20 protein-coding genes and 1 tRNA gene are annotated in these 20,590 nt (G+C 67.6%); 12 read left to right on the top strand and 9 right to left on the bottom strand.

Translation table 11 applies throughout. The features are described from left to right. Window positions 1-4 precede the first annotated feature (4 nt). Entirely contained in the window at window positions 5-391 is a 387-nt protein-coding gene (locus ACLF6J_RS04165; protein WP_134353511.1) for an SHOCT domain-containing protein, read from the bottom strand. Window positions 392-551: 160 nt separating this feature from the next. On the opposite strand from ACLF6J_RS04165, the gene ACLF6J_RS04160 reads away from it, so the two are divergent. The 4 genes from ACLF6J_RS04160 to ACLF6J_RS04145 all read left to right on the top strand — a co-directional run bounded on the left by ACLF6J_RS04160 (window position 552) and on the right by ACLF6J_RS04145 (window position 3,990). Beyond that, entirely contained in the window at window positions 552-1,679 is a 1,128-nt protein-coding gene (locus tag ACLF6J_RS04160) for an AI-2E family transporter (protein ID WP_134353512.1), read from the top strand. A gap of 98 nt (window positions 1,680-1,777) precedes the next feature. Continuing rightward, complete coding sequence (locus ACLF6J_RS04155; protein WP_131492168.1) at window positions 1,778-2,209, top strand: DUF6325 family protein; 432 nt, start codon at window positions 1,778-1,780, stop codon at window positions 2,207-2,209. Between the two features lie 4 nt (window positions 2,210-2,213). After that, complete coding sequence (locus tag ACLF6J_RS04150; protein ID WP_134353513.1) at window positions 2,214-2,567, top strand: SHOCT domain-containing protein; 354 nt, start codon at window positions 2,214-2,216, stop codon at window positions 2,565-2,567. Between the two features lie 58 nt (window positions 2,568-2,625). Then, entirely contained in the window at window positions 2,626-3,990 is a 1,365-nt protein-coding gene (locus ACLF6J_RS04145; protein ID WP_244093636.1) for a hypothetical protein, read from the top strand. A gap of 27 nt (window positions 3,991-4,017) precedes the next feature. On the opposite strand, the gene ACLF6J_RS04140 is transcribed toward ACLF6J_RS04145, so the two are convergent. The 3 genes from ACLF6J_RS04140 to ACLF6J_RS04130 all read right to left on the bottom strand — a co-directional run bounded on the left by ACLF6J_RS04140 (window position 4,018) and on the right by ACLF6J_RS04130 (window position 8,509). Next, complete coding sequence (locus tag ACLF6J_RS04140; RefSeq protein ID WP_134353514.1) at window positions 4,018-4,971, bottom strand: HAD family hydrolase; 954 nt, start codon at window positions 4,969-4,971, stop codon at window positions 4,018-4,020. 139 nt (window positions 4,972-5,110) lie between these two features. Next, window positions 5,111-6,502, bottom strand: coding sequence for a DUF1254 domain-containing protein (locus ACLF6J_RS04135; RefSeq protein ID WP_134353515.1), 1,392 nt, complete (start codon window positions 6,500-6,502; stop codon window positions 5,111-5,113). A 105-nt stretch (window positions 6,503-6,607) separates the two neighbouring features. Further along, a complete protein-coding gene (locus ACLF6J_RS04130; RefSeq protein WP_134353516.1) occupies window positions 6,608-8,509 on the bottom strand; it encodes a heavy metal translocating P-type ATPase in 1,902 nt (633 codons plus the stop codon). Between the two features lie 154 nt (window positions 8,510-8,663). On the opposite strand from ACLF6J_RS04130, the gene ACLF6J_RS04125 reads away from it, so the two are divergent. The 7 genes from ACLF6J_RS04125 (at window position 8,664) to ACLF6J_RS04095 (ending at window position 15,407) form a co-directional block, all read left to right on the top strand. Next, complete coding sequence (locus ACLF6J_RS04125) at window positions 8,664-9,488, top strand: MurR/RpiR family transcriptional regulator (protein ID WP_134353517.1); 825 nt, start codon at window positions 8,664-8,666, stop codon at window positions 9,486-9,488. A gap of 122 nt (window positions 9,489-9,610) precedes the next feature. Next, window positions 9,611-10,282 carry a tyrosine-protein phosphatase gene (locus ACLF6J_RS04120; protein WP_134353518.1) on the top strand — a complete coding sequence of 224 codons (672 nt, stop codon included), beginning with the start codon at window positions 9,611-9,613 and terminating at the stop codon, window positions 10,280-10,282. Then, on the top strand, window positions 10,279-11,067 hold the full coding sequence (locus tag ACLF6J_RS04115) for a metallophosphoesterase family protein (protein ID WP_131492161.1): 789 nt from the start codon (window positions 10,279-10,281) through the stop codon (window positions 11,065-11,067). Before ACLF6J_RS04120 ends, ACLF6J_RS04115 begins: the two co-directional genes overlap by 4 nt. A 16-nt stretch (window positions 11,068-11,083) precedes the next feature. Beyond that, window positions 11,084-12,118 carry an ABC transporter substrate-binding protein gene (locus ACLF6J_RS04110; RefSeq protein ID WP_134353519.1) on the top strand — a complete coding sequence of 345 codons (1,035 nt, stop codon included), beginning with the start codon at window positions 11,084-11,086 and terminating at the stop codon, window positions 12,116-12,118. Beyond that, window positions 12,119-13,789, top strand: coding sequence for an ABC transporter permease (locus ACLF6J_RS04105; protein ID WP_208526534.1), 1,671 nt, complete (start codon window positions 12,119-12,121; stop codon window positions 13,787-13,789). It abuts the gene before it with no gap. A 14-nt stretch (window positions 13,790-13,803) separates the two neighbouring features. Next, the gene (locus tag ACLF6J_RS04100) at window positions 13,804-14,871 is read left to right on the top strand and encodes an ABC transporter ATP-binding protein (RefSeq protein ID WP_134353520.1); all 1,068 of its coding nucleotides are present in this window, start codon (window positions 13,804-13,806) and stop codon (window positions 14,869-14,871) included. Continuing rightward, window positions 14,868-15,407, top strand: a complete 540-nt coding sequence (locus tag ACLF6J_RS04095) for a histidine phosphatase family protein (protein ID WP_134353521.1) — start codon at window positions 14,868-14,870, stop codon at window positions 15,405-15,407. The genes ACLF6J_RS04100 and ACLF6J_RS04095 overlap by 4 nt, the downstream gene beginning before the upstream one ends. A gap of 273 nt (window positions 15,408-15,680) precedes the next feature. On the opposite strand, the gene ACLF6J_RS04090 is transcribed toward ACLF6J_RS04095, so the two are convergent. After that, window positions 15,681-16,589: a hypothetical protein gene (locus tag ACLF6J_RS04090; RefSeq protein WP_134353522.1), complete on the bottom strand. Its 909-nt coding sequence runs from the start codon at window positions 16,587-16,589 to the stop codon at window positions 15,681-15,683. A 69-nt stretch (window positions 16,590-16,658) separates the two neighbouring features. On the opposite strand from ACLF6J_RS04090, the gene ACLF6J_RS04085 reads away from it, so the two are divergent. Further along, window positions 16,659-18,185 (top strand): DUF4041 domain-containing protein, encoded by a 1,527-nt coding sequence (locus ACLF6J_RS04085; RefSeq protein WP_134353523.1) that lies wholly within the window; start codon window positions 16,659-16,661, stop codon window positions 18,183-18,185. A 372-nt stretch (window positions 18,186-18,557) separates the two neighbouring features. Here ACLF6J_RS04085 and ACLF6J_RS04080 read toward each other — a convergent pair whose 3' ends face one another. From ACLF6J_RS04080 to ACLF6J_RS04065, 4 genes are all read right to left on the bottom strand, one after another. Continuing rightward, window positions 18,558-18,788 (bottom strand): hypothetical protein, encoded by a 231-nt coding sequence (locus ACLF6J_RS04080; protein ID WP_134353524.1) that lies wholly within the window; start codon window positions 18,786-18,788, stop codon window positions 18,558-18,560. 43 nt (window positions 18,789-18,831) lie between these two features. Continuing rightward, complete coding sequence (locus ACLF6J_RS04075; protein ID WP_081996909.1) at window positions 18,832-19,461, bottom strand: VanZ family protein; 630 nt, start codon at window positions 19,459-19,461, stop codon at window positions 18,832-18,834. Window positions 19,462-19,669: 208 nt separating this feature from the next. Beyond that, window positions 19,670-19,742 (bottom strand) — tRNA-Arg (locus tag ACLF6J_RS04070). Window positions 19,743-19,758: 16 nt separating this feature from the next. Beyond that, a complete protein-coding gene (locus ACLF6J_RS04065) occupies window positions 19,759-20,574 on the bottom strand; it encodes an SGNH/GDSL hydrolase family protein (protein WP_244093639.1) in 816 nt (271 codons plus the stop codon). Between the last annotated feature and the right edge of the window lie 16 nt (window positions 20,575-20,590).

Here is a 20,590-nt window from a genome sequence, read left to right as displayed (position 1 = left end):
GATCTCAGCTCAGTGCGCGTGCCTTGATGGCAGCGAACTCGTCGGGGGTGATGGTGCCGGCGGCGAGGAGCTTCGACGCTTTGTCGATCTCATCGCTGGGACTGGAACCGGCGACGCTGCGGATGTAGGAGTCGGCGGCCTGCTGCTGCTCCTTGTATGCCGAAGCGCTGCGTTCGCCCATGCCCCTGCCGCGCGCGATCATGTAGACGAGGGCCGTCAGGAAGGGGACGAAGATGAGGAAGATGATCCAGACGGCCTTCCACCAGCCGTTCAGGGCGTGGTCCCGGAACAGGTCCGCCACGATGTTGAAGAGCACCATCAGGTAGGAGATGAACACGAAGACCCAGAAGAACCACCAGATGATGTCCCAGAAGCTTGTCCAAATCGACACTTCGGACCCCTTTCGTTGAGTTACTGCGTACCGCGATAGTGACAGCGCGACGGGGAGGGCGGGGAGCTCGCTCACCCCTAGCGGGCGACCCTCGCACGGTCACCAGGAACGGGTGAGGCGGTGGGGGCTCCGTCGGAACCTCGCGCGTAACGTGCACCGTGTGGACGAGACGAAGCCGGTGACGCACACGGAGCGGGAGAGCGGTCGACCCCTGTCGCGTCTGCAGCTCATGCTCCCGGCGAAGCCGTTGCTGTCGGGGTTCACCGTCGCCGTGGGGGTCCTGCTCGCGATCGCCCTGGCAGCGACGATCGCCGGCATCTCCACCGTTCTCATCTCGATCTTCTTGGGGATGTTCCTCGCGCTCGGACTCGATCCGGCGGTGCGCGCTCTCGAACGCCGGAGGATGAGCCGTGCGGCGGGTGTCGCGGTGGTCGCCGCCGTGTTCCTGGCCGTCGTCGCCGTGATCCTCCTCGTCCTCGTTCCGATGACGATCCGACAGATCTCCGCCGCGATCGAGGCGGCACCCGAAACCATCGCGGCGATGCAGCAGAGCGAGTGGTATCTGGCACTGGAGGCGAACCTCGGTGTCGACCTCTCGGCCGTCGTCGCCGAGGGCATCCACTCGCTCACCACGCTGTCTTCCTTCCTCGCGATCTCCGGAGGGGTGCTCAAAGCGGGTTTCGGCGTGATCGGAGCGGTGTCGAGCTTCATCATGGTGGTCGTCCTCACGCTGTACTTCGTGTCCTCGTTGCAGAGCATCAAGGGCGCGGTCGCCTCCCTGGTCCCGCTGTACCGGCGGGCTCGATTCGCCGAGGTGCTGGAAGAGATCACGCAGTCGGTCGGGGGAGTGGTCGCCGGCGGCGTGACGCTCTCGGTGATCAACGCGCTGGTCGTGCTCGTGATCCAGTTCGCGGTCGGCTCGTCCATCCCCGCGGTGATGGCGATCGTCGCGTTCTTCGTCACGCTGGTCCCGATGATCGGGTCTCTGGTCTTCCTGGTCATCGGCAGCGTCGCGACGCTGTTCGTCAGCCCGCTGGCCGCGCTGATCTTCGCGATCGCGTACCTCGTCTACATCCAGGTGGAGGCGTACGTCGTCACCCCTCGTGTCATGGGCAAGGCGGCCGCGGTGCCCGGGGTGCTCGTGATCATCGGCGCGATGATCGGCGCCACCCTCCTCGGACTGCTCGGCGCGCTCGTGGCGATCCCGCTGACCGCGTCGATCCTGATCATCGTCCGCAAGGTGTGGATCCCGCGCCAGAACAGTCAGACCGAGCCGCCGGACGGCTGAGCGCTCACCCGGTTGGGGTGAGAATGCGGACCTCCGCCTCGACAGCGATGCGAGCATGAGCGCACGGTCCGGTTCGTCACCGTGAGAAAGGACAATCCATGAATGACTTCCGATTCGGCCCCGCCGAGTTCTACCTCGTCGGGTTCGAAGGAGAGCGTCCCGACCCGGCGACGTTCCGAGCACTGACCGACCTCATCGACAGCGGTGTCGTCCGGTTGCTCGACTTCGTCGTGTTGTCGAAGTCGGCGAGCGGTGAGGTCGAGATCGTTGAGCTCGACGATGATGACGGCGATCTCGGGCTGGACGACTTCCAGCCGATCGCCGCAGGCCTCGCCGGTGAGGAAGACGTGGAGGCGCTCGCTGCAGCCCTCGATCCGGGACAGTCCGCCGCCGTCGTCGTCCTGGAACTCACGTTCGCCCGCGCTCTGGCGCAGAGCCTCGCGGCCGCAGGCGGGCAGGTGCTCCGGAGCGAGCGCGTCCCCGCTCCCGTCGTGAACGCCATGATGGACATCCTCGACCAGGAAGGTTAGTGACATGCCAATGAGAAGATTCGGCCGCCCCGGACTGATCGGGCTGGCAGCAAGGACAGCCGTCGTGGCAGGAACGGCGTCGGCCGTGGGCGGTGCCATGTCTCGGAACCAGCAGCAGCGGGCTCAGGGACAGTACGAGCAGCAGCAGTACGAAGCCGCCCAGCAGCAGGCGCAGATCGATGCGGCTGCGCAGAACGCCGCCGCACAGTACGCCGCTGCACCTGCAGCAGCGGCACCCCCGGCGGCAGCGGCGCCCGACGACATGGTCGCGAAGCTGCAGCAGCTGGCGGCGCTCAAGGACTCGGGCGTCCTCTCGCCGGAGGAGTTCGTCGCGGCGAAGCAGAAGCTGCTGAGCTGACGATCGGGGCGTGCGCCGGACCCGGCGCACGAAGGGGCGACACGGAGGAGGACGCCGCATGAGCGAACTGGAGGATCTGCGTGCCCGCGTTCTTCTGCTCGAGCAGGAGAACGAGGCGCTCAAGAAATCGCCGGCGGAGAAGGAGCGCCGGCGCCCGGTGGCGAGGAGCATCGTCGCGGGGATCGTGCTCGCCGTCGCCGTGTTGATGGCACCGATCGCGGCGATGGGCACGTGGGCGCGCCTCCAGCTCGTCGATGCCGACAGGTTCGTGGCGACGTTCGCGCCTCTGGCCGAGGATCCCGACGTTCAGGATTTCGTCGCCGACCAGGTCAGTGCCGCCATCCATGAGCAGGTCGACCTCGACGCGGTCGTGGGCGAGGTCTTCGACGGCTTGCGGGAGCTGGATCTTCCCCCTCGCGCGTCCTCCGCCCTCAGCCTCCTGGAGGCGCCGGCGGCCAGCGGGCTCACGTCCCTCGTCGACACCGTGATCCACGATGTGGTCGCCTCCGACCAGTTCGCCGACATCTGGGCGCAGTCGCTGCGTTTCAGTCATGAGCGTGCTGTAGCGATCATGCAGAACAGTCCGGACACCGCGCTTCAGCTCGCAGACGACGGCGTGCTGTCGATCGATCTCGGTCTCGTGGTCGAGCGCGTCAAGGCGGTGCTGACGGAACGCGGCGTCGAATTCGCGGACCTGATCCCGCAGATCGATCGCTCGATCCCCATCGCGCAGGCCGATGCTCTGGTGCTGGTGCGGACGGTCTACCAGATCGCGGTCGCCGCGGGCTTCTGGCTGCCGTGGGTCGTGCTCGGCCTGGTGGTCGGAGGGATCCTGATCGCCCGGAACCGCCCACGTGCGTTGTTCTGGACCAGCGCGGCGCTCGCCGTGGCATTCCTGCTCCTGTCCGCGGGGATGGGGATCGGCCGAGTGTTCTTCATCGGTGCGGTCAGTCCGTCGATCATGACGGCTGCCGCGGCCGAGTCCCTCTTCGATCAGGTGACGTCCTTGCTCAGTTCGACGATCGCTGCGCTGGCCTTGGTCGGCGTCCTGGTAGCCGTGTGGGCCTGGATCGCCGGGTCGAGCCGCAGTGCCGTCGCGCTTCGGGGCGCGTCGGCGAGCGGGTTCGCTGCGGTACGGAACACCTGGGAACGGCGAGGCGTGTCCACGGGACGCTTCGGCCTTGCGATCGACCGATTCCACGGGCCGATCGTCATCGCCGGCATGGCCCTCGCGCTGCTCATCCTCATCATGACGCGACCGGTCTCGTTCGGTTCGGTGGTCGGAGTATCGGTCGGTCTCGTGGTCTTCCTCATCCTGGTCGAGCTCGTGCGGCGTCCCTCCACCGCGACGGACGTTCTCGGGGAAGAGGACACCGACGAGGACGCGGCCGCACCGGAAGCCGCCGTCTCGACGACCCCCTGAACCCCACCGAGCGTTCGGCCCGCAGGCTCAGGATGCCTGCGGGTCGCGCGTCGACGAGGGGAACACGGTCGCCCAGTCGTCCTTCACGCTGACCACGGTGTAGCCCTTGTCCGCAGCGTCTGCGAGCACCTTCTCGGCACCGGCGTCGTAGGGCGTGTCGCCGCGTTCCGGGTCGTCGTGGTGGACCAGGAGCGCGAATCCGGGCCGTGGTCCGCGGCGCGCGAAGTCCATCATCGCGGCGTCGCCGTTGGAGTTGCCGCCGACGAACAGGGGTCGTCGACCGATACGGGTCCAGATCCGGATGGGTTTCTCCGGGCCGTCGTCGAAGAAGGCCAGGGACGGCGAGTAACGAACGGTCGCGTCCGTGTCGTCCCAGGCGAGGCCGAACGCCGACCCGACGACGCGTTCCGGCGGGATGCCGTAGTTCGCCTGGGTCATCGGGCGCATGAAATCGCGCTCACCCCCCGACACGATGTAGCACGTGAAGCCGTGCAGCTCGAGGTAGCGGAGCAGTTCGACCATCGGCTGATAGACGGTCTCGGCGTAGGGGCGCTTCAGTGTCGGGTGCTGCGCGACCTCGTAGAACTCGGCGACCGAGCGGGCGTAGTCCTCGACGCTCATGCCATCGGTGAGGCCGACGAGAGCCTGGATGATGACCTTCAGGTCGGAGTCGTCTCCGCCGTAGTGCTTGTCGATCGCCGTGCCCAGCCAACCGAAGTCGCCGCTCACCGCAGCCAGGTACGGCTGCTTCTCGGCCAGCGCGGGATCGCGTTCCGCGGCGGCGCGCCACTGTTCCACCACGTAGTGCAGTTGCGTGATCATCGGCTTCTCGGACCACAGGGTGCCGTCGTTGTCGAACACGGCGACCCGTTCCTCGACCGGCACCGCCCCCGCGCCGTCGGTGACGGAGGCGACGAACTCCTCGATCTCGCGCCGTGTGCGGGTGTCGCGCCACGACGGCAGGGCGGCGTTCTCGGTCATCTCGGATCCTCACGGCTCGATCGATCGGCGGTTCGACGGCTCCATGCTGGCATCCCACGAAAGCGTGGAGAGGCCGCCGGTCACCCCTCTCGGGTGAGACTCCGCGGTGCAGCGGGAGCGGGCGGCTGCTCGTCCCGTGTCAGCGCGGTGTGATGTCGCCGAGCTTCCAGCTCCGGTCGAAGTACGGCTCGGTGGGGCCGTAGAAGCGGAAGTACGAGAACCAATGCCGCCCAGGAATGGTCTGCACCCAGTTCGTCGGTCCTTCCGCGGGCTCCTCCGGACCGAAATACAGGTCGACCGACCCGTCGTCGTTGAGCGTGAGGTCGGTGTCCCGGGAACCACGGTCACCACGCTGCTGAGGATTGTCGATCAGACAGCGCGTCGTGACGTCGTACACGGTGGCCGACCAGAAGAGCTTGGCAGGAACATCCGCGGGGACATGCAAGGTGTAGTCGCGGCCTCCATCGAGCCACTCGCCCGCGCCGTCGACGTAGGAACCGAGGTACGCCTGACCGACCCCCGGCGTGGTGCTCTTCATCGCCTGAGAGAAGGACACGGCCTCGTAGAACCAGGACGCCCGCTCGAACAGCTCGTCGTATCCCTCGCCGCGCTGCGCGGGGTTGTCGAGCACGATGGCCAGTTCCCACGCGCGGTCCGGCCAGTACCTGACCTCGTCGAAGCGCTTCGCGAAGGTGTTCGCCTGAGCCATGAGCTCCCCGGCCGCCGCGCCTTGCTCGAGGATGCGCGTGAGCCGTTCGTCGGGCGCGAACGGCTTTCCCTTCTCGATTCCCAACTGCTTGAGCATGGCGAGGTAGAAACGGTCCCGTTCGTCGACGACCTCGCTCTGGTAGATCGCGTGGAGGCGCTTCCAGTACTCGAGGCCGCGGGGCTGGTCGCCGGTCCATGCGCGGCCGTCGGGGGATACGATCCGCGTCGGCGCGGGGTCCGTACGGTCGGCGTACGGATAGATGCGCACCGCGTTCACGAGTGCATCGGCTCGCGCCGGATCGGGATCGAGGGTGCGGAACCCGAACATGATGTTCACGCCGGAGGAGTGGAGGACGCGGTATCCCGCATCGAGGTCGTCCGGCTCGGCGACAGCGGGTGCGAGGATGACGTACCTCCCGCCCTCGCCTCGGTCCGGGCCCATCTCGCCCATCGCTCCGACCTCGCGCTGCCAGAAATCGGAGACGCCCCCGGCCGTCGGGCCGGCGGGAAGCTCGATGACGAGGGGCCCTGTCTCTGCGAGGTCGAAGAAGTTGAGGATATAGGGGGTCGTCGCGTTGGCGGTGATCAGCCCGAGACGGTCGCGGTAGCTCAGGTAGCGCACGAGATCGCTGCTCGTCGCGCCGAAGACGTCGTAATGCTGCGTCTTCCACTGCGCATACGAGACCAGGGGCAGAGCCCAGAGGTAGGTCTGGCATGCCAGCTGGTAGTCCAGCTCGTCGAAGATCAGCGGAAGGGACGAGCGCGCGGGGATGTCGAGGTCGATGTCTACGTCGGCGAGGCGTCCGGGGATCGGTGATGTCATGCGATGGTCCTCTCGGCCGTGAGCTGCGTCATCGGCGACGGCGGCTCCCACGATGACGCCAGACTATCCACGTTGTCCCCGCACGCGAGCGTTTTCGTCAGAAGTTCACCCGGAGGACTCGCGTGCGCCCTCGCGTAGCGGCCGCACCGTCGTGGGCGGAAGGGACGAGGTCGGACCGCTGAGCGCGCGGAGCGCGTACAGGATGGTCGCGAGGTCGACGAGTTCCTGGACGAGAGCCCCCGCCACCGCCGGAATCACGCCCGTCATCGCGACGACCATGAGCCCGACGCTCAGCCCGATACCGATCCAGATCGCCGTGAGCGCGACGCGCAGGGTGTGGCGGCCGATGGAGAGCGCGTCCACGACCTTCGCCAGGGAATCGACGAGGATCACGACATCGGCGGCGTCGCCGGCGGCCGTCGCTCCTTTCGCTCCCATGGCGATGCCGATGTCGGCGGCGGCGAGCACGGGCGCGTCGTTGACCCCGTCGCCGACCATCATCACCGGCCGCGGGTGGAGTTCGGCGGCCAGGCGCACCTTCTCCGGAGGAAGCAGTTCTGCGTGGACCTCGGATATCCCCACCTGATGGGCGACGGATTCCGCCGTCGGACCCACGTCCCCGGTGAGCATCACGATCCGGTCGACGCTGTTCCCGCGCAGCCAGGAGACGACCGATCCCGCCTCCGGTCGCGGATGGTCGGCGAGCACGAGGACGCCGGCGAAGCGACCGTCGACGCACACATACGCGGCGGCCTGGCTCACGTCGAGCGTCGCGCGCACCGTGTCGGGCGCGTGGGAGGAGACGTAGGCCGGTTTGCCGACCACCACCACCCGCCCGCCGATGCGGGCGACCACACCGTTCGTCGCCTCCTCGCGCGCTTCCTCGGCGGAATGGAGGGGGAGACCGCGCTGCTCGGCCGCCCGTCGGATGCCCTCGGCGAGGACATGCGTCGAGTACTGCTCCGCCGAGGCGGCGAGCTGCAGAAGTTCGTCCGCATCGAAGCCGTTCGTCGGGCGCACGTCGACGAGCTCCGGTCTGCCCTGCGTGAGCGTGCCAGTCTTGTCGAAAGCGGCCGACCGCACGCGCGCGATCTGTTCGAGGACGGCGCCGCCCTTCATGATGATTCCGGCCTTCGCTGCGCGCGACAGTCCGCCGAGGAAGGCGACGGGAGCCGCGATCAGGAGCGGGCACGGCGTGGCGAGCACGAGCACCTCGGCGAACCGTGTCGATTCGCCGGAGATCGCCCACGCGGTGCCCGCGAGCACGAGCGATACCGCCGTGAACGGGATCGCGAAGCGGTCGGCCAGTCGCACGACCGGAGCATGGGACGCCTCCGCTTCGTGCACGAGTGCCACGATCTGCTGGTACTGGCTGTCCGCACTCGTGCGAACGGCTTGAATGCGCACAGCGCGGGTTCCGTTGATCGCCCCGGAGAGCACCTCTCCGCCGGCCTCGCGGGTCACAGGCATGCTCTCGCCGGTCAGCGAGGACTCATCGAAGGTTCCCGTCGCGGTCAGGAGTGTGCCGTCGACCGGGACGATCTCGGACGGTCGCACCAGGAGGACGTCGTCGACGGAGACCTGATCCACGGGAATATCCCGGACATCATCCGATTCCGTGGTCTCCGGATGCACGAGCACGTGGGCGATGCGCGGGGAGCGATCCAGCAGCGCGGACAGGTCGCGTTTCGCGCGGCGTCCGGCGAAGTCCTCGAGAGCCTCTCCTCCTGAGAGCATCAGCACGATGATGAGGGAGGCGATGTACTCGCCGACCGCGAGCGTGGCGACCATCGCGACCACCGCCAGGATGTCGAGCCCGACGTGACCGCGGAGCACGTCGCGCACCATCCCGACCAGGGTCCAGGCGACGAACACCGCCACATAGCCCGTCGCGATCCACCGGCCGAGGTCCGCCGTTCCGCTCGCGTGGAGGACCAGCACGCCGACGAACACGAGGACGGTGATCGTGATGGCCGGATAGCGCCACAGCAGGGGGAGAAACCTCATGCCTCAGCTTCCCGCGAATCGCTGCGCGGTGCCAGCGGCACACGGGGGTGCGTTCGTGATCGAGGTGGAAGGCCCCGACCTCGTTTGCTTCCTGTTCGACATCAGGCGCTACATTCCATGCAGGCGCAGTCCGACGCGCGCCGGTGAGGAAGCCATGGTCATCTCGCGCCCTGATCTGAGCGTGCTCGCTCGGGTACGCGCTTCGTCGTCCCTGCTCGGCCCCAGTGAGTCACGGGTGGCAGCGCTGATAATCGAGCGTCCGACCGAGGTCGTCGTGTGGTCGACGGCGGAACTCGCGGAGGCGGCGGGAACGTCGACGGCGACGGTGATCCGCGCCTGCCAGAGCCTGGGTTTCCGCGGGTTCCAGCATCTCCGGCTCGAACTCGCCCGCTCGACCCCCTTGCGGCCCCGCGAAGAGGAAGCCGGCTCCGACACCTTCGACGATGCGGTCGAGGCCGTACGCCTGGCTCAGGAGTGCGTGAACCCGGCGCTCCTCCGCGAGTCCGCGATGGCGTTGCGTCATGCACGCCGCGTGGTGCTCGTCAGCAACGGGTTCTCCGGACCACCGCTGCAGGACTTCGCGATGCGGCTCAGCATCCTGGGGCGCCCGGTGGAGGCACCCGTCGATCCGCTCGCGCAGCAGTTCGCCGTCAACAGCCTGGGTGAAGGCGATCTGTGCTTCGGGCTGAGCTATTCGGGTGCGAACGTGCAGACGCTCCGTGCGTGCGCGGCCGCCGCGGATCGCGGAGCACGCGTCGCGGTCGTCACCAGCTTCGCTCGCTCGCCGATCGGACGCACTGCCGACATCGTCATCGCGACGGGGCCGGCAGCCGTGACGCACGATGTCGACCCGTTTCTCGCCCGAATCGGGCACACCGTGGTGCTTCACGCGCTGCACTCGGCTCTCGCGTCCGATGTGACGCCGTCGGATGCAGCGGGCATGCGTCACGTCGTCGCGGAAGCGATCACCGAGGAGTAGCGAACCCGACCGTTCACCTCCTGGTCAGCAGCGCGTCATCGCCGGGCCAGCAGACGGTGGGGCGCCCCGACTGTAATGACGTTTCGTGTGGTTCGAAATACATGTAACGGCGGGGTGGGCTCATGCGGGCGATTGAGGTGGACGGTCTGTTCAACGTCCGGGCGAACGCGACGGGTTCGCCCTGGCTACTCCGCTCCGGTGCGCCGGAGTCGCTGAGCGATGCGGGAGAGAAAGCTCTGAGCGCGCTGCGGGTGAGCGTCATCCTCGATCTGCGCGAGCCCGCGGAGACTAGAGCCGTCTCCCACCGCATCCGTGTCGCGTCGGTCCCCGTCTACGGGGCTGAGCCGCCAGCCACCGGCTCCCTCGAAGCGGTCTACGAGGGGTTGCTCCGAACCAGGGGGCGTGCGCTGACCGCGGCGGTCGGAGTGATCGCGGATGCCGAGGGAGCGGCCCTCGTGCACTGCACGGCAGGCAAAGACCGTACCGGGCTCGTCGTCGCGCTGGCGCGACTCGCTGCGGGGGTCAGTGAAGAGGATGTGATCGCGGACTACGTGCGATCCGGTCCGGAGGTTCGTCCGGTGCGGGAGGAGCATGCCGAGCGCATCGCGGTTTCCGTCGACGCCCGGGAGCGAGCCGAGGTTCTGCGACTGCATCTGGAGAGCCCGCCGGAGGCCATCGCCCACGCCTTGGCCGTCATCCGCGAACAGGGTGGGGCAGAGGCGTATCTCCGCGAACACGGTCTCGCTCCGGACCGCCTCGCAGCGCTGCGTCGCAAGGAAGGGGCCTCCGCATGAGTCGCGAGACCGGGCGGCTCACGGTGCTGCATCTCAGCGATGTCCACGCCACGAGCAGCGGTCTTCTCTACGACACCGTCGACGGATTCGCTCGGTTGCGCGCCGTCGGTGCCTATCTGCGAGATGCCCGCATCACGCCGGAGGCAATCGTCGTCACCGGTGACCTGGTGCAGCGGGGGAACGCCGCCGCCTACCCGGCGCTGCGCGACGCATTCGACGAGCTCTCGGAGACTGCGGGCGTACCGGTGCTCACGGCACTCGGCAATCACGACGAGCCCGATGCCGCGCGTGTGCTGCGCGGCCATGAGCGGACCCACCACCGGGTGTACCTCATCGACGAGCTCCGCTTCGTCATCCTGGATTCGTCTCGCGGTGAGCTCGGTATCGACCAGCGTGCGTGGCTCCGAGACGTGTTGCGCACGCCGCACGGCAGCGGCACGGTCGTGGCGCTTCATCACGCGCCACTGGGTTCTCCGTTGCCGACGCTGGCGAAGGCGGGCCTGCGGGACGGGGACGACTTCCTCGACGACATGACCGGCTCCGACGTGCGGGCGGTTCTCGCCGGGCACTTCCATCACCCGCTGTCCGCGACCCTGCGCGGCATCCCCGTCTTCGTCGGTCCCTCGCTGGCCTATCACCAAGTGATGGATGCCGGTCCGAACCGCGTGAGCGGACACGACCTCGCGATGTTCTCTCTCGTGCACCTCCTGCCGCGCGGGGTCGCCGTCACCAACGTCGGGCTCGATTCGCCCGCGCCGATCTTCTCCTCCGTCATCTCCACCTGAACCCTGATTGGACACCATGTCATTCCTTCGCAAGACCGCTCCCGTCGCCCTGTTCGGCGTCGCCGCCTTCGCGCTCGCCGGCTGCGCCCCGACGCCGGCATCCACCGCGACATCCGAGGAGTCCGCCGCGGCCCTGGAGCCGACGACCATCACGCTCTACACCTCCGAACCCCAGGAGAAGGCCGACGAGCTCGTCGCCGCCTTCAACGAGATCCACCCCGAGATCACCGTCGAGGTCTTCCGCGCCGGCACCGGCGACCTGACCACTCGTGTCGCGACAGAGCAGGCGTCGGGCGGCATCCAGGCCGATGTGTTCCTCGCCGCCGATGCCGGCACGTTCGAGGGGTACGCGGCGGACGACCTCCTGCTGAAGTACACACCGGCTGACGTGGATGCACTGAATCCCGATGTCGTCGATCCCGAGGGCTTCTACACCGGCACGAGGATCATCCCCACCGTCATCGCTTACAACACCGGCATCGTCACCGCGGCCCCCGAGTCGTGGAAGGACCTCACCGACGCCGAGTACGCCGACAAGATCGTGATGCCGAACCCCGATGTGTCCGGAGCCGCGGCCTACAACGCCGCCGTGTGGCTGGACGACGACCAGCTGGGGGAGAAGTGGATGACGGCTCTGGCCGAGAACCGTCCGGTCATCGCCGACAGCAACGGTCCGGTGTCTCAGGCCGTCGCCACCGGCGCGCAGCCCGTCGGCATCGTCGTCGACTACCTGGTGCGCGAGCTCGCCGCACAGGGGTCGCCGATCGCCGTGTCCTACCCGAGCGAGGGTGTGCCGTACGTGTCCCAGCCCGTCGGGATCTTCGCGGACACCGACGCGGAGGCAGCGTCGAAGGCGTTCGTCGACTTCCTGGTGAGTGCCGCCGGCCAAGAGCTCGCGGTCGAGCAGTCGTACCTGCCGGTGCGCTCCGACGTCGGCACGCCGGACGGTGCACCGTCGATGGACGACATCGAGATCCTCTCCCCGGACCTCGAGACGATCCGCAGCACGCAGGACGCCGCGGTCGAGACCTTCCGCTCGCTGTTCCTCTAGATGGCCGACATCTCCACTCCTGTCGCGGGTCCGGCATCGCGCCGGACCCGCGCTGACGGGTCCCGAGGGTTCGACGGGGTCAGTCTCCTCACGGTCGCCCTGTGGGCGGCCTGCGGAGCGTTCATCCTGCTCCCCATCGGCGCGATCCTGGTGCTGGCAGGCGGAGGACAGCAGGCACAGGTCCTTCTCCAGGGCGACGTCCTGGAAGCCGGTGCGAACAGCCTGCTCTCCGCCGGGGTCTCTGCGGTGCTGGCGGTCGTCGTCGGCACCGCCTTCGCGGTGCTCCTGGAACGCACCGATCTGCCGGGGCGCTCAGCCCTTCGTCTCCTCGCGCTGAGCCCGTTGCTCATGCCTCCGTTCGTCGGCTCCATCGCCTGGCTCGGTGTTGCCGGCCCCACCAGCCCGCTGAACCTGTGGTGGCGCGACATGTTCGGCGGGCCGCTCTGGTCGATCTACGGTGCGGACGGCGTCATCGTGCTGCTCACGATCCACAGCTACCCGATCGCCATGCTCATCGTCTCTGCGGCATTGCGCCGCATCCCCACCGATCTCGAACAGGCCGCGCGGGTCGGAGGCGCCGGGCCGGTGGGCGCTCTCACCTCCGTCACGATCCCGCTGCTGAGGCCGGCACTCCTGTCGTCGTTCGTGCTGATCGCGGTCGGGAACCTCGCCGACTTCGGCATCCCGTCGATCATCGGGTTGCCCGAGCGCTTCACGACCCTTGCGACCCTCGTCTACCGCTACCTGCAGTCGGGCACGGTCGATGACCCGCTGGCCGTGGTCGCGACGATAGGCATCGTCCTGCTGGTGCTGGCGGTCCTCGCGCTGGTCGCCGATGCCATGATCGGACGACGCGGCTGGGAACTGGATTCCTCGAGCGCCGTCATCGAACGCGTCTCGCTCGGTCGCGCTCGGGCCGGGCTCGGAGTGGCGATGTGGCTCGTGGTGCTGACCATCACGGTCCTGCCCCTCATCGCCCTGCTGACGCAGACGTTGCTGCGCGCGCCCGGCGTGCCCCTCACCTGGGACAACCTCACACTGGACCACCTCATCCGTGCGCTCACCACGAGGAACGCGTTGGAGGGGGCGACGAACTCGGTGATGCTCGCTGTCCTGGCGGCGGTGATCTGCGGCGTCGTGGGTCTGGCCATCGGATTGCTCGTGTCGCGGGTTCCGAGTCGTGCCACCCGGGCACTCGGGGCCGTCGCGATGGTGCCGCAGGCAGTGCCCGGCATCGTCATCGCCGTGGCCTGGCTCGTGCTCGCACCTGCGCTGGGGCTGTTCAACACACCGTGGCTGATCCTCGCGGCATACGTCACCTCGTTCACAGCGCTCGTGGTGCAGGCTGTCGCGGCTCCGCTCGCATCGACACCGACCAGTGCGGAAGAGGCGGCGCGGATCGGCGGTGCGACACGGGTGCGCGCCCTGATCGACATCTCCTGCCGCATGGCGGCGCCCGCCGCTCTCTCCGGAGCCGTGATCGTCGCCGTGACCGCTGTGCGTGAACTCACACTCTCGGTGCTTCTCCTCTCTCCCGGGTCGCAGACCCTCGGGGTCGCGATCTTCAGCTTTCAACAGGCGGGCGCGTTCAGCACCGCCGCCGCATGGTCGCTCATCGTGGCCGTGCTCGGACTCGCCGTCATCGGGCTTGCGATCCCGAAGACGAAGTAACAGAAAGGACGCCCATGGCCTCCGTCACGCTCGATCACGTCTCTCTGCGATACCGCTCCGGTGCCGTCGGACTCGCCGACATCGACCTGCAGATCACAGACGGGGAGTTCCTCGCCCTCGTCGGCCCGTCCGGATCCGGGAAGACGACGCTGCTGCGCAGTATCGCAGGGTTCTTGACGCCCACGGCCGGTCGGGTCCTGATCGACGATCGCGTCATCGCCGGCCCGGGCGTCGCCGTGCCACCGGAGCAGCGGCGGCTCGGGATGGTGTTCCAGCAGCACGCCGTCTGGCCGCACTGGGACGTGGGTCGCAACGTCGAGTATCCGTTGCGGCGCGCCAAGGTCCCGCGCGCCGAACGACGGACCCGCGTCGGCGAGGCATTGGACCTCGTGGGACTCGCGGGCTACGAGCGCCGTGACCCTGCAACTCTGTCCGGTGGCCAGAGACAGCGTGTCGCCCTGGCCCGTGCTTTGGTCGCTCGCCCCCGCGTGCTTCTCCTGGACGAAGCGCTCTCCGCCCTCGACGAACCACTCCGAGATCGGCTTCGTCTCGAGCTGCGCACCCTCACGCGGGAGATGGGGTTGACCGTCGTCCATGTGACCCACGACCGTTCGGAGGCTCTCGCGCTCGCCGACCGTGTCGCCGTGCTCGACGGGGGACGCATCCAACAGGTCGACACCCCAATGAACCTGCTCGCTCGCCCGGACAGCCCCTTCGTCGCGAAGTTCCTCTCCGACGCCACGCTCGTGGAGGGACATGTCGTCGACGGCATCTTCTCTGCCGCCGATCATCCGCTGAGCGTCCTCTGCCCCGGACGGGCGAGCGTTGCGCGGGCTACCGCTGCGGTCCTTCCCGGCTCCATCACCCTCACACCGGGCGGCGATGCCGTCATCCGCTCCTCGCTCTTCACCCCCGATGGCAGCGACGTCGTCGTGGACTGGCAGGGCACACATCTCCGTGCGCGGACGAGCGGAAGCCGTCATCTGGTCGGGGATGCCGTCTCCGTCCACATCGAAGAGGCGGTGGTCTATCCACAGGCCGGGGGACACGCTGCCGCGCGCGAGGCGGTGATGTCGGCATGACGCTCGCGCTCGTCAGGCACGGACGGACCGCGTGGAATCGCGAACGCAGAATGCAGGGGCAGTCCGACATCGCCCTCGATCGGGTCGGTGAGGCCCAAGCCGATGCTGCGGGTCGTCTGCTGGCGAGGGCGGTCTGGTCGCAGATCGTCACGTCTCCGCTGCGACGTGCGGCGCAGTCGGCCGAGATCATCCGTGGTCACATCCCCCGTGCGGAGTACCGCGTGCACGAGGACCTCGTCGAGCGGCACTACGGTGAGGCCGACGGTCTACCGATCGCCGAGGTCTGGGAGCGGTGGCCTGACCAGGACTATCCGGGTGCCGAATCCGTCGCGGCCACTGCCGACCGCGCTGCCGGTGCCCTGAGAGAGCTCCTTCGGGAGGGAGGGAACACCGTGGTCGTGGCGCACGGCACGCTCTTGCGGCTCGGCATCGAGACGGTGACGGAGCAGCCGTGCTCGCGGCTGTCGAACGGCGATGTCATCCTGCTCGACGGAGACCAAGCTGCCGGGTACACCGCGCGGCGCGTGACGGAATGACCACGCCGGAGACGCTGCCATCGTCGGCTCCTGGTCGCGCCCGAACCTCGCGAATCTCATATCGGGGTGGCCGGAACACGGAAGGCCGCTCCGAAGAGCGGCCTTCTGATGGTGTTGTGGGTTGTACGCGGAAGGTGTTTTGCCACGTGATTCCGGGGCGACTTCTCCGCATCGAGGCGGCGGCGATCCTCTACGGGCCGAGCCGTAATCCTCTACTTCGTCTCAGCCTCAGAGAGCGTGATCTCCACGAGTCCGTGCTGGCCTCCGCGTGAGTCAGGCGGCACCCGGTCGGTGGTGAACGCGAGCGACGCGTGCAGCGAGGGTCTCGGTGGCATGCCGATACGTCATCATCGCGGCGAGGAGGGCGTTGGTTGTGTGTGCGAGGTTCATCGATGCGACGACGTAGAGGGTTCCGTCGTCGTTGTCGACGGTGTCGCCGTGCTTGCTCGTGCTCATCATACGGAGCGGGGAGGGGTGGGTGAGCCCCGAGATGAGTCGCCAGACGGTGGACGCGTACTTGCCGTTGAGGTCTGGGTAGTCGGTCGCTTGCTCGACAATGACACTGTGCCCGGGCGCACCGCGGACGTAGTCATCGGCGCTGATGCCTTCAGCCTCGGCGATCTTCGCCATCTGGTTCACGTGGCGCTTCCGGCGAGCGACTCCTCCGCGGATTGCGGCTTGCGAGGCTGACCTTCCCTGGGGTGTCCTGAGGTCGGCGAGCTTCGCTGCGGCCTTGATGAGGGTCAGATCGTAGTCGATGTCGGTCGTGCGGAGCTGGAGGAGTCGGATGATGCGGTCGCGTTGAACGTCGGGCCGGAGCAGCCAGAGCGCCGTGGAGGCGGACTCGAGAGCGGCACGCAGCAGGGGAAAATGCGCGGTGACGCGATGCTCGAGCTGTTCTCCACCTGGAAGGAGTAGCTGCTTGGTGGCAGCCAGGTTGTCGGTGGCCATCGACATGCAAGACGCGACGAAGTGGCTCAGATGGAGCCAACTCGTGCGGCGGTCGTCGTCGCCGAGCTCCGAGGTGGGCTTCGCTCGAAGCTGAGCGATGGTTGCGTAGCGCTCAAGGAGCTCATCAACTTGTCGCAGCCTCTCGGTTAGAGCCCGTGAGGCGTTGAGCTCGTCGGCGTCCGTAACCGGAACGCGGATGAGGCCTCTCTCAAGACGAGGCTGGAGTTGCATGGCTCGACCTTATCGGCGCGGGGCCGTCGCGGTCGGCTCATCGTGTATCTCGTGCGCTACGTTGAGCGAGTGAGTGAACAGACGGCGCAGGCCGGTTGGCATCCAGACCCATCCGGGCAGTTCGAACAGCGGTTCTGGGATGGCGCAGTGTGGACGGACCATGTGTTCGACGACGGCGCGCAGTCCGTCGCTCCGTTGGCGCGAACCCGTGCCGAGGCCCGCGCACTCACAGCACAGACCGCAGTCGAGCAGCGCTCTGAGCAGATCGCCGCGCCTGCGGCTTCGGCGGAACAGGTCTCCTCGTCTGTCGGCGCTCACAACCCGCTGGTCGTGGAGAACATCCCGCTCGTCGGCGCTCGCAAGCACGCCGAGAAGCTTCGCTCGGAGGTCGCGCGACTCCAGGGGCTCATCGACCAGTACGGACTCCAGGAGGTGGCGGCCCTCGACGACCTGAAGCGCCACCTGAACCGAGAAGTCGATGGTGTGCGCGGGCAGATGGCAGCCGCCGTGGCAGAACTGGCGTCACGCCAAGCCGACATAGCGACGACCGGGGCATCTCTCCTGGACCTGCGCGGAGCCGTCGAGGTCCAGGAGCTCGGTCTCTACGACTACGAGCATCCCGCCGAGGACTCCGTCGCTCTCGCCACGCAGCTGGAGTCGCTGCGTGCGGACATCAAGACCGCCGTCCGCACCGGTCGCGCGACACAGGCGACGAGCAACTTCACCTTCAACAACAGCACGGCCAAGGGCGCGAAGTTTGTTCGCGACATGTCGAAGCTCATGCTTCGCTCCTACAACGCCGAGGCCGAGAACTGCGTCAAGGCGGTCCGTGCCGGGAACCTGGCCACCGCTCAAAAGCGCCTCACGACTGCGATGGAGCAGATCGCTCGGCTCGGCACGATGATCGACCTGAGCATCACGCCGTACTTTCATCAGCTCCGACTGCGTGAGCTTGAGCTCGCCAACCGACACCTCCGTGCGGTGCAGGAGGAGAAGGAAGCCGACCGCGCGCATCGGGAAGAGCTTCGTGAGCAGCGAAAGGCTGAGAAGGAACTTGCTGCTGAGAAGGCGCGACTGGAGAAGGAGCGCGGACACTACGCGAACACCATCGCCGCCCTCGAAGCCAACGGTGACCTCGAAGGTGCGGAGCGGATGCGGGCGCGGCTCGCCGACGTCGAGCACGCCATTGAGAACGTCGACTACCGTGCGGCGAACATCCGCGCCGGGTACGTGTACGTCATCAGCAACGTCGGATCCTTCGGGCCTGACGTCGTGAAGATCGGCCTCACCCGACGGCTCGAACCGATGGACCGCGTCAACGAGCTCGGCGACGCCTCCGTGCCCTTCCGGTTCGACGTGCACGCGCTGTTCTTCGCAGACGACGCAGTCAGCATCGAAGCGATGCTGCACCAGCACTTCGCCGACCGCCGCATCAACCAGATCAACCTGCGCCGCGAGTACTTCCGCACCACTCCCACCGAGGTCCGAGAGGTGTTGACAGCGCACTCCGTCGAGCTGCTCGACTTCAAGCTCGAGCCCGCAGCGGAGGAGTACATGGCCACGCGCGCACTGCAAGGGAGTCAGGCCGTTCGCTGAGTGAGGGGGACTCTCCGACGATGTTCTGCGCGATCCGAGCAGCGCGAGTTGCTGCTCCGTGACCCGTTCCTGTGTGACACCCCCTGGAGTGCAGGCTGGGGCCACGAAGAGCGAGCTATCGGACGAACGGCGTGCAGAGCTGGGGCGACGGCTCGCTGAGGTACAAGCCGAATTCGTCGAGGTCTCGAAGTAGCGGCTGGGCCTCACGGCGAGCATGTTCGACCCGCGGCGCTGTGGCTGTTCGTGCGCTGACTGTCGGATAGGTAGACCGACCGTGCTGGAAGCCCGGCTGGGACAGTGGGTCGCGTAGTCGGTCTACGGCCCCGCTCGCTCGACGTGTAGTCCGCGACTAGCGTGTCGCGCCCGAGGGCACTACGAGCCCGACGTCTTCTCGGATGGCACCTGTGCGCGCAACCGTTCGCGTCGGAGCCGAGACGCGTTTCCGAGACATGCTGCGCCCGTGAGTCCGACACCAACGACCGTCCACCACAGCGTCGGAGCAGCGATTCCGGAGAGGATCAGGATGGTGACGAACGTCGAGTACGCGGCGCAGAACACCCCGAGGCCCGTCGCCCGTCGCTCGCCGCCGCGTGAAGTGCCCATCACTCCACCCTCGCACGATGATGAGGGTTGTCCAAGGGTGGCATCACGTCGTATGGGATCGTGACGGGGTCGCGGTCGACCGAGAAGCGCTTCTCGCCTCAGCCTCGACGCGAGCGGGCCGCTGCCGTGGCGGCCATCGAAAGCGGTCAAAGAATGTGGCGATCCTGCTCGAGCGCGTGAGGAGGCTGAAGAGGCCGTAGCCGATCATGCCGCCCAGGACATTCGTCAGCCAGTCGTTGATGTCTGCGAGGTGACCACCCATGGCGAGTCGAGCGGTAGCCATCTGGGCCAGCTCGATCGCGAGGCTCGCGCCGGCAACGATTGCCAGCACCTTCCACCACCTCGGACGCGGGGACAACAGGGGAATGAGTCCTCCGAGCGGAATGAACACCACGATGTTGATGAGAGCGTCCTCGAGCCCGTAGTCCACGAAGGGTACGAGGTAGAGCGGTAACGGGCGCGGTCCGTCATAGAACCCCGTCCCGATGCGCAGGAAGATCGGGAAAATCGTGTTGGCGAGCACTCCTCCCGCGTAGATCGCGAGAGCACCGGCGACCGATGCGCGGGCGAACGTGACGCGACCGCGAGAGCGAAGGACGCGGATCAGCACGAGGAAGGTCACGATCCCCACCGGAACGACTATCGGGAGCATGGGGATCTCGATGAACTTCATTGGCTGCTTCCGGTGAGAGGCGTGATCTGGAGTGAGAGCACCCGATTCCGCCACTGCGTCTTGCTCGCGCAGGCGACGACGAGGCCGGAGTTCAGGCATCGCGCACCGATGCATCTCCAACGAGAGAAGCCGCCTGAAGCCAGGCGGCCTTTCTCGTACTTGGGGGTTACGCGTACGTATTCACAGACCATCCGCGTACAACCCGATGTGCCCCCGACAGGAGTCGAACCTGCGACCTACGGTACCGGAAACCGGCGCTCTATCCACTGAGCTACGGAGGCGTACCGATCGACAATATCACTCGTCGGGGGTCGTCTCCGACCCACCCGCCTCGGTGACCGGCGCGGCGCGCATCTCGTCGAGGGCGGCAGCGACCTTTTCGGCCAGGTAGCGGTGTCCTTCGGTCGAAGGGTGCTTGCGTCCCAGATCGACGTCGATCACGTCGAGATAGTTCTGCGCGGTGATCCAGCCCTGGGCGATGGGGGAGATGTACCACCAGCCCCGTGCCGCGGCGAGCTCACCCAGATCCGTGTCGATGCGAGCGGTCGTCGCGCCCACGGGGAGTTCGTGCGGTGCCGGGCCGAGCACGACGATCGCCGCCTCCGGATACTTCGCAGCCATCGCGTCCCAGGCTGCGGCGACGGCCTCGCGGTAGCCTGTGACGCCCTGCTTCCGGTCGTTGATGGATCCCTGCATGATCACGAGGTCGGGGGAGAGGGCGGGGTCGAGTGCGGCGATGCGCTCGCCGAAGTCCGGGCCGTCGAGACCGGGCTTGAGGTACCCGCTCCCTCGGACGCCGTTCACGATCGTCTGGCCGTCGATCAGGCTCGCGAGGACGTAGGCGTAGCCGAGGGTCGGTACCGTCGCCGCAGAGCCGTAGGTCCAGGAGTCGCCGAAGACCAGAACGGTCGGGTGCGCGGGCAGGGTGAGGGGAGCAGGGGCGATCGCCTCGGACGCGGCGTCGGCACCCTCGATCGCGGCGCCCATCGGTGCCGCCGCGGGAAGGGGGATCCACGGTCGCCATACTCCGAGAACGCCCGCAGTCACGGCGAGGAGGAGGGCGATGGCCACTCCTGCGCGGTGCAGTCGACGGCGCGGGACGGTGGCCTTCATGGGACGAGAGTAGATC

Origin of the sequence: Microbacterium sp. IO18, assembly GCF_049099505.1 — a bacterium.
GTDB lineage: Bacteria > Actinomycetota > Actinomycetes > Actinomycetales > Microbacteriaceae > Microbacterium > Microbacterium aurugineum.
The sequence above is the reverse complement of the archived record's forward strand: the minus strand, read 5'-3'. Positions and strand labels throughout refer to the sequence as shown.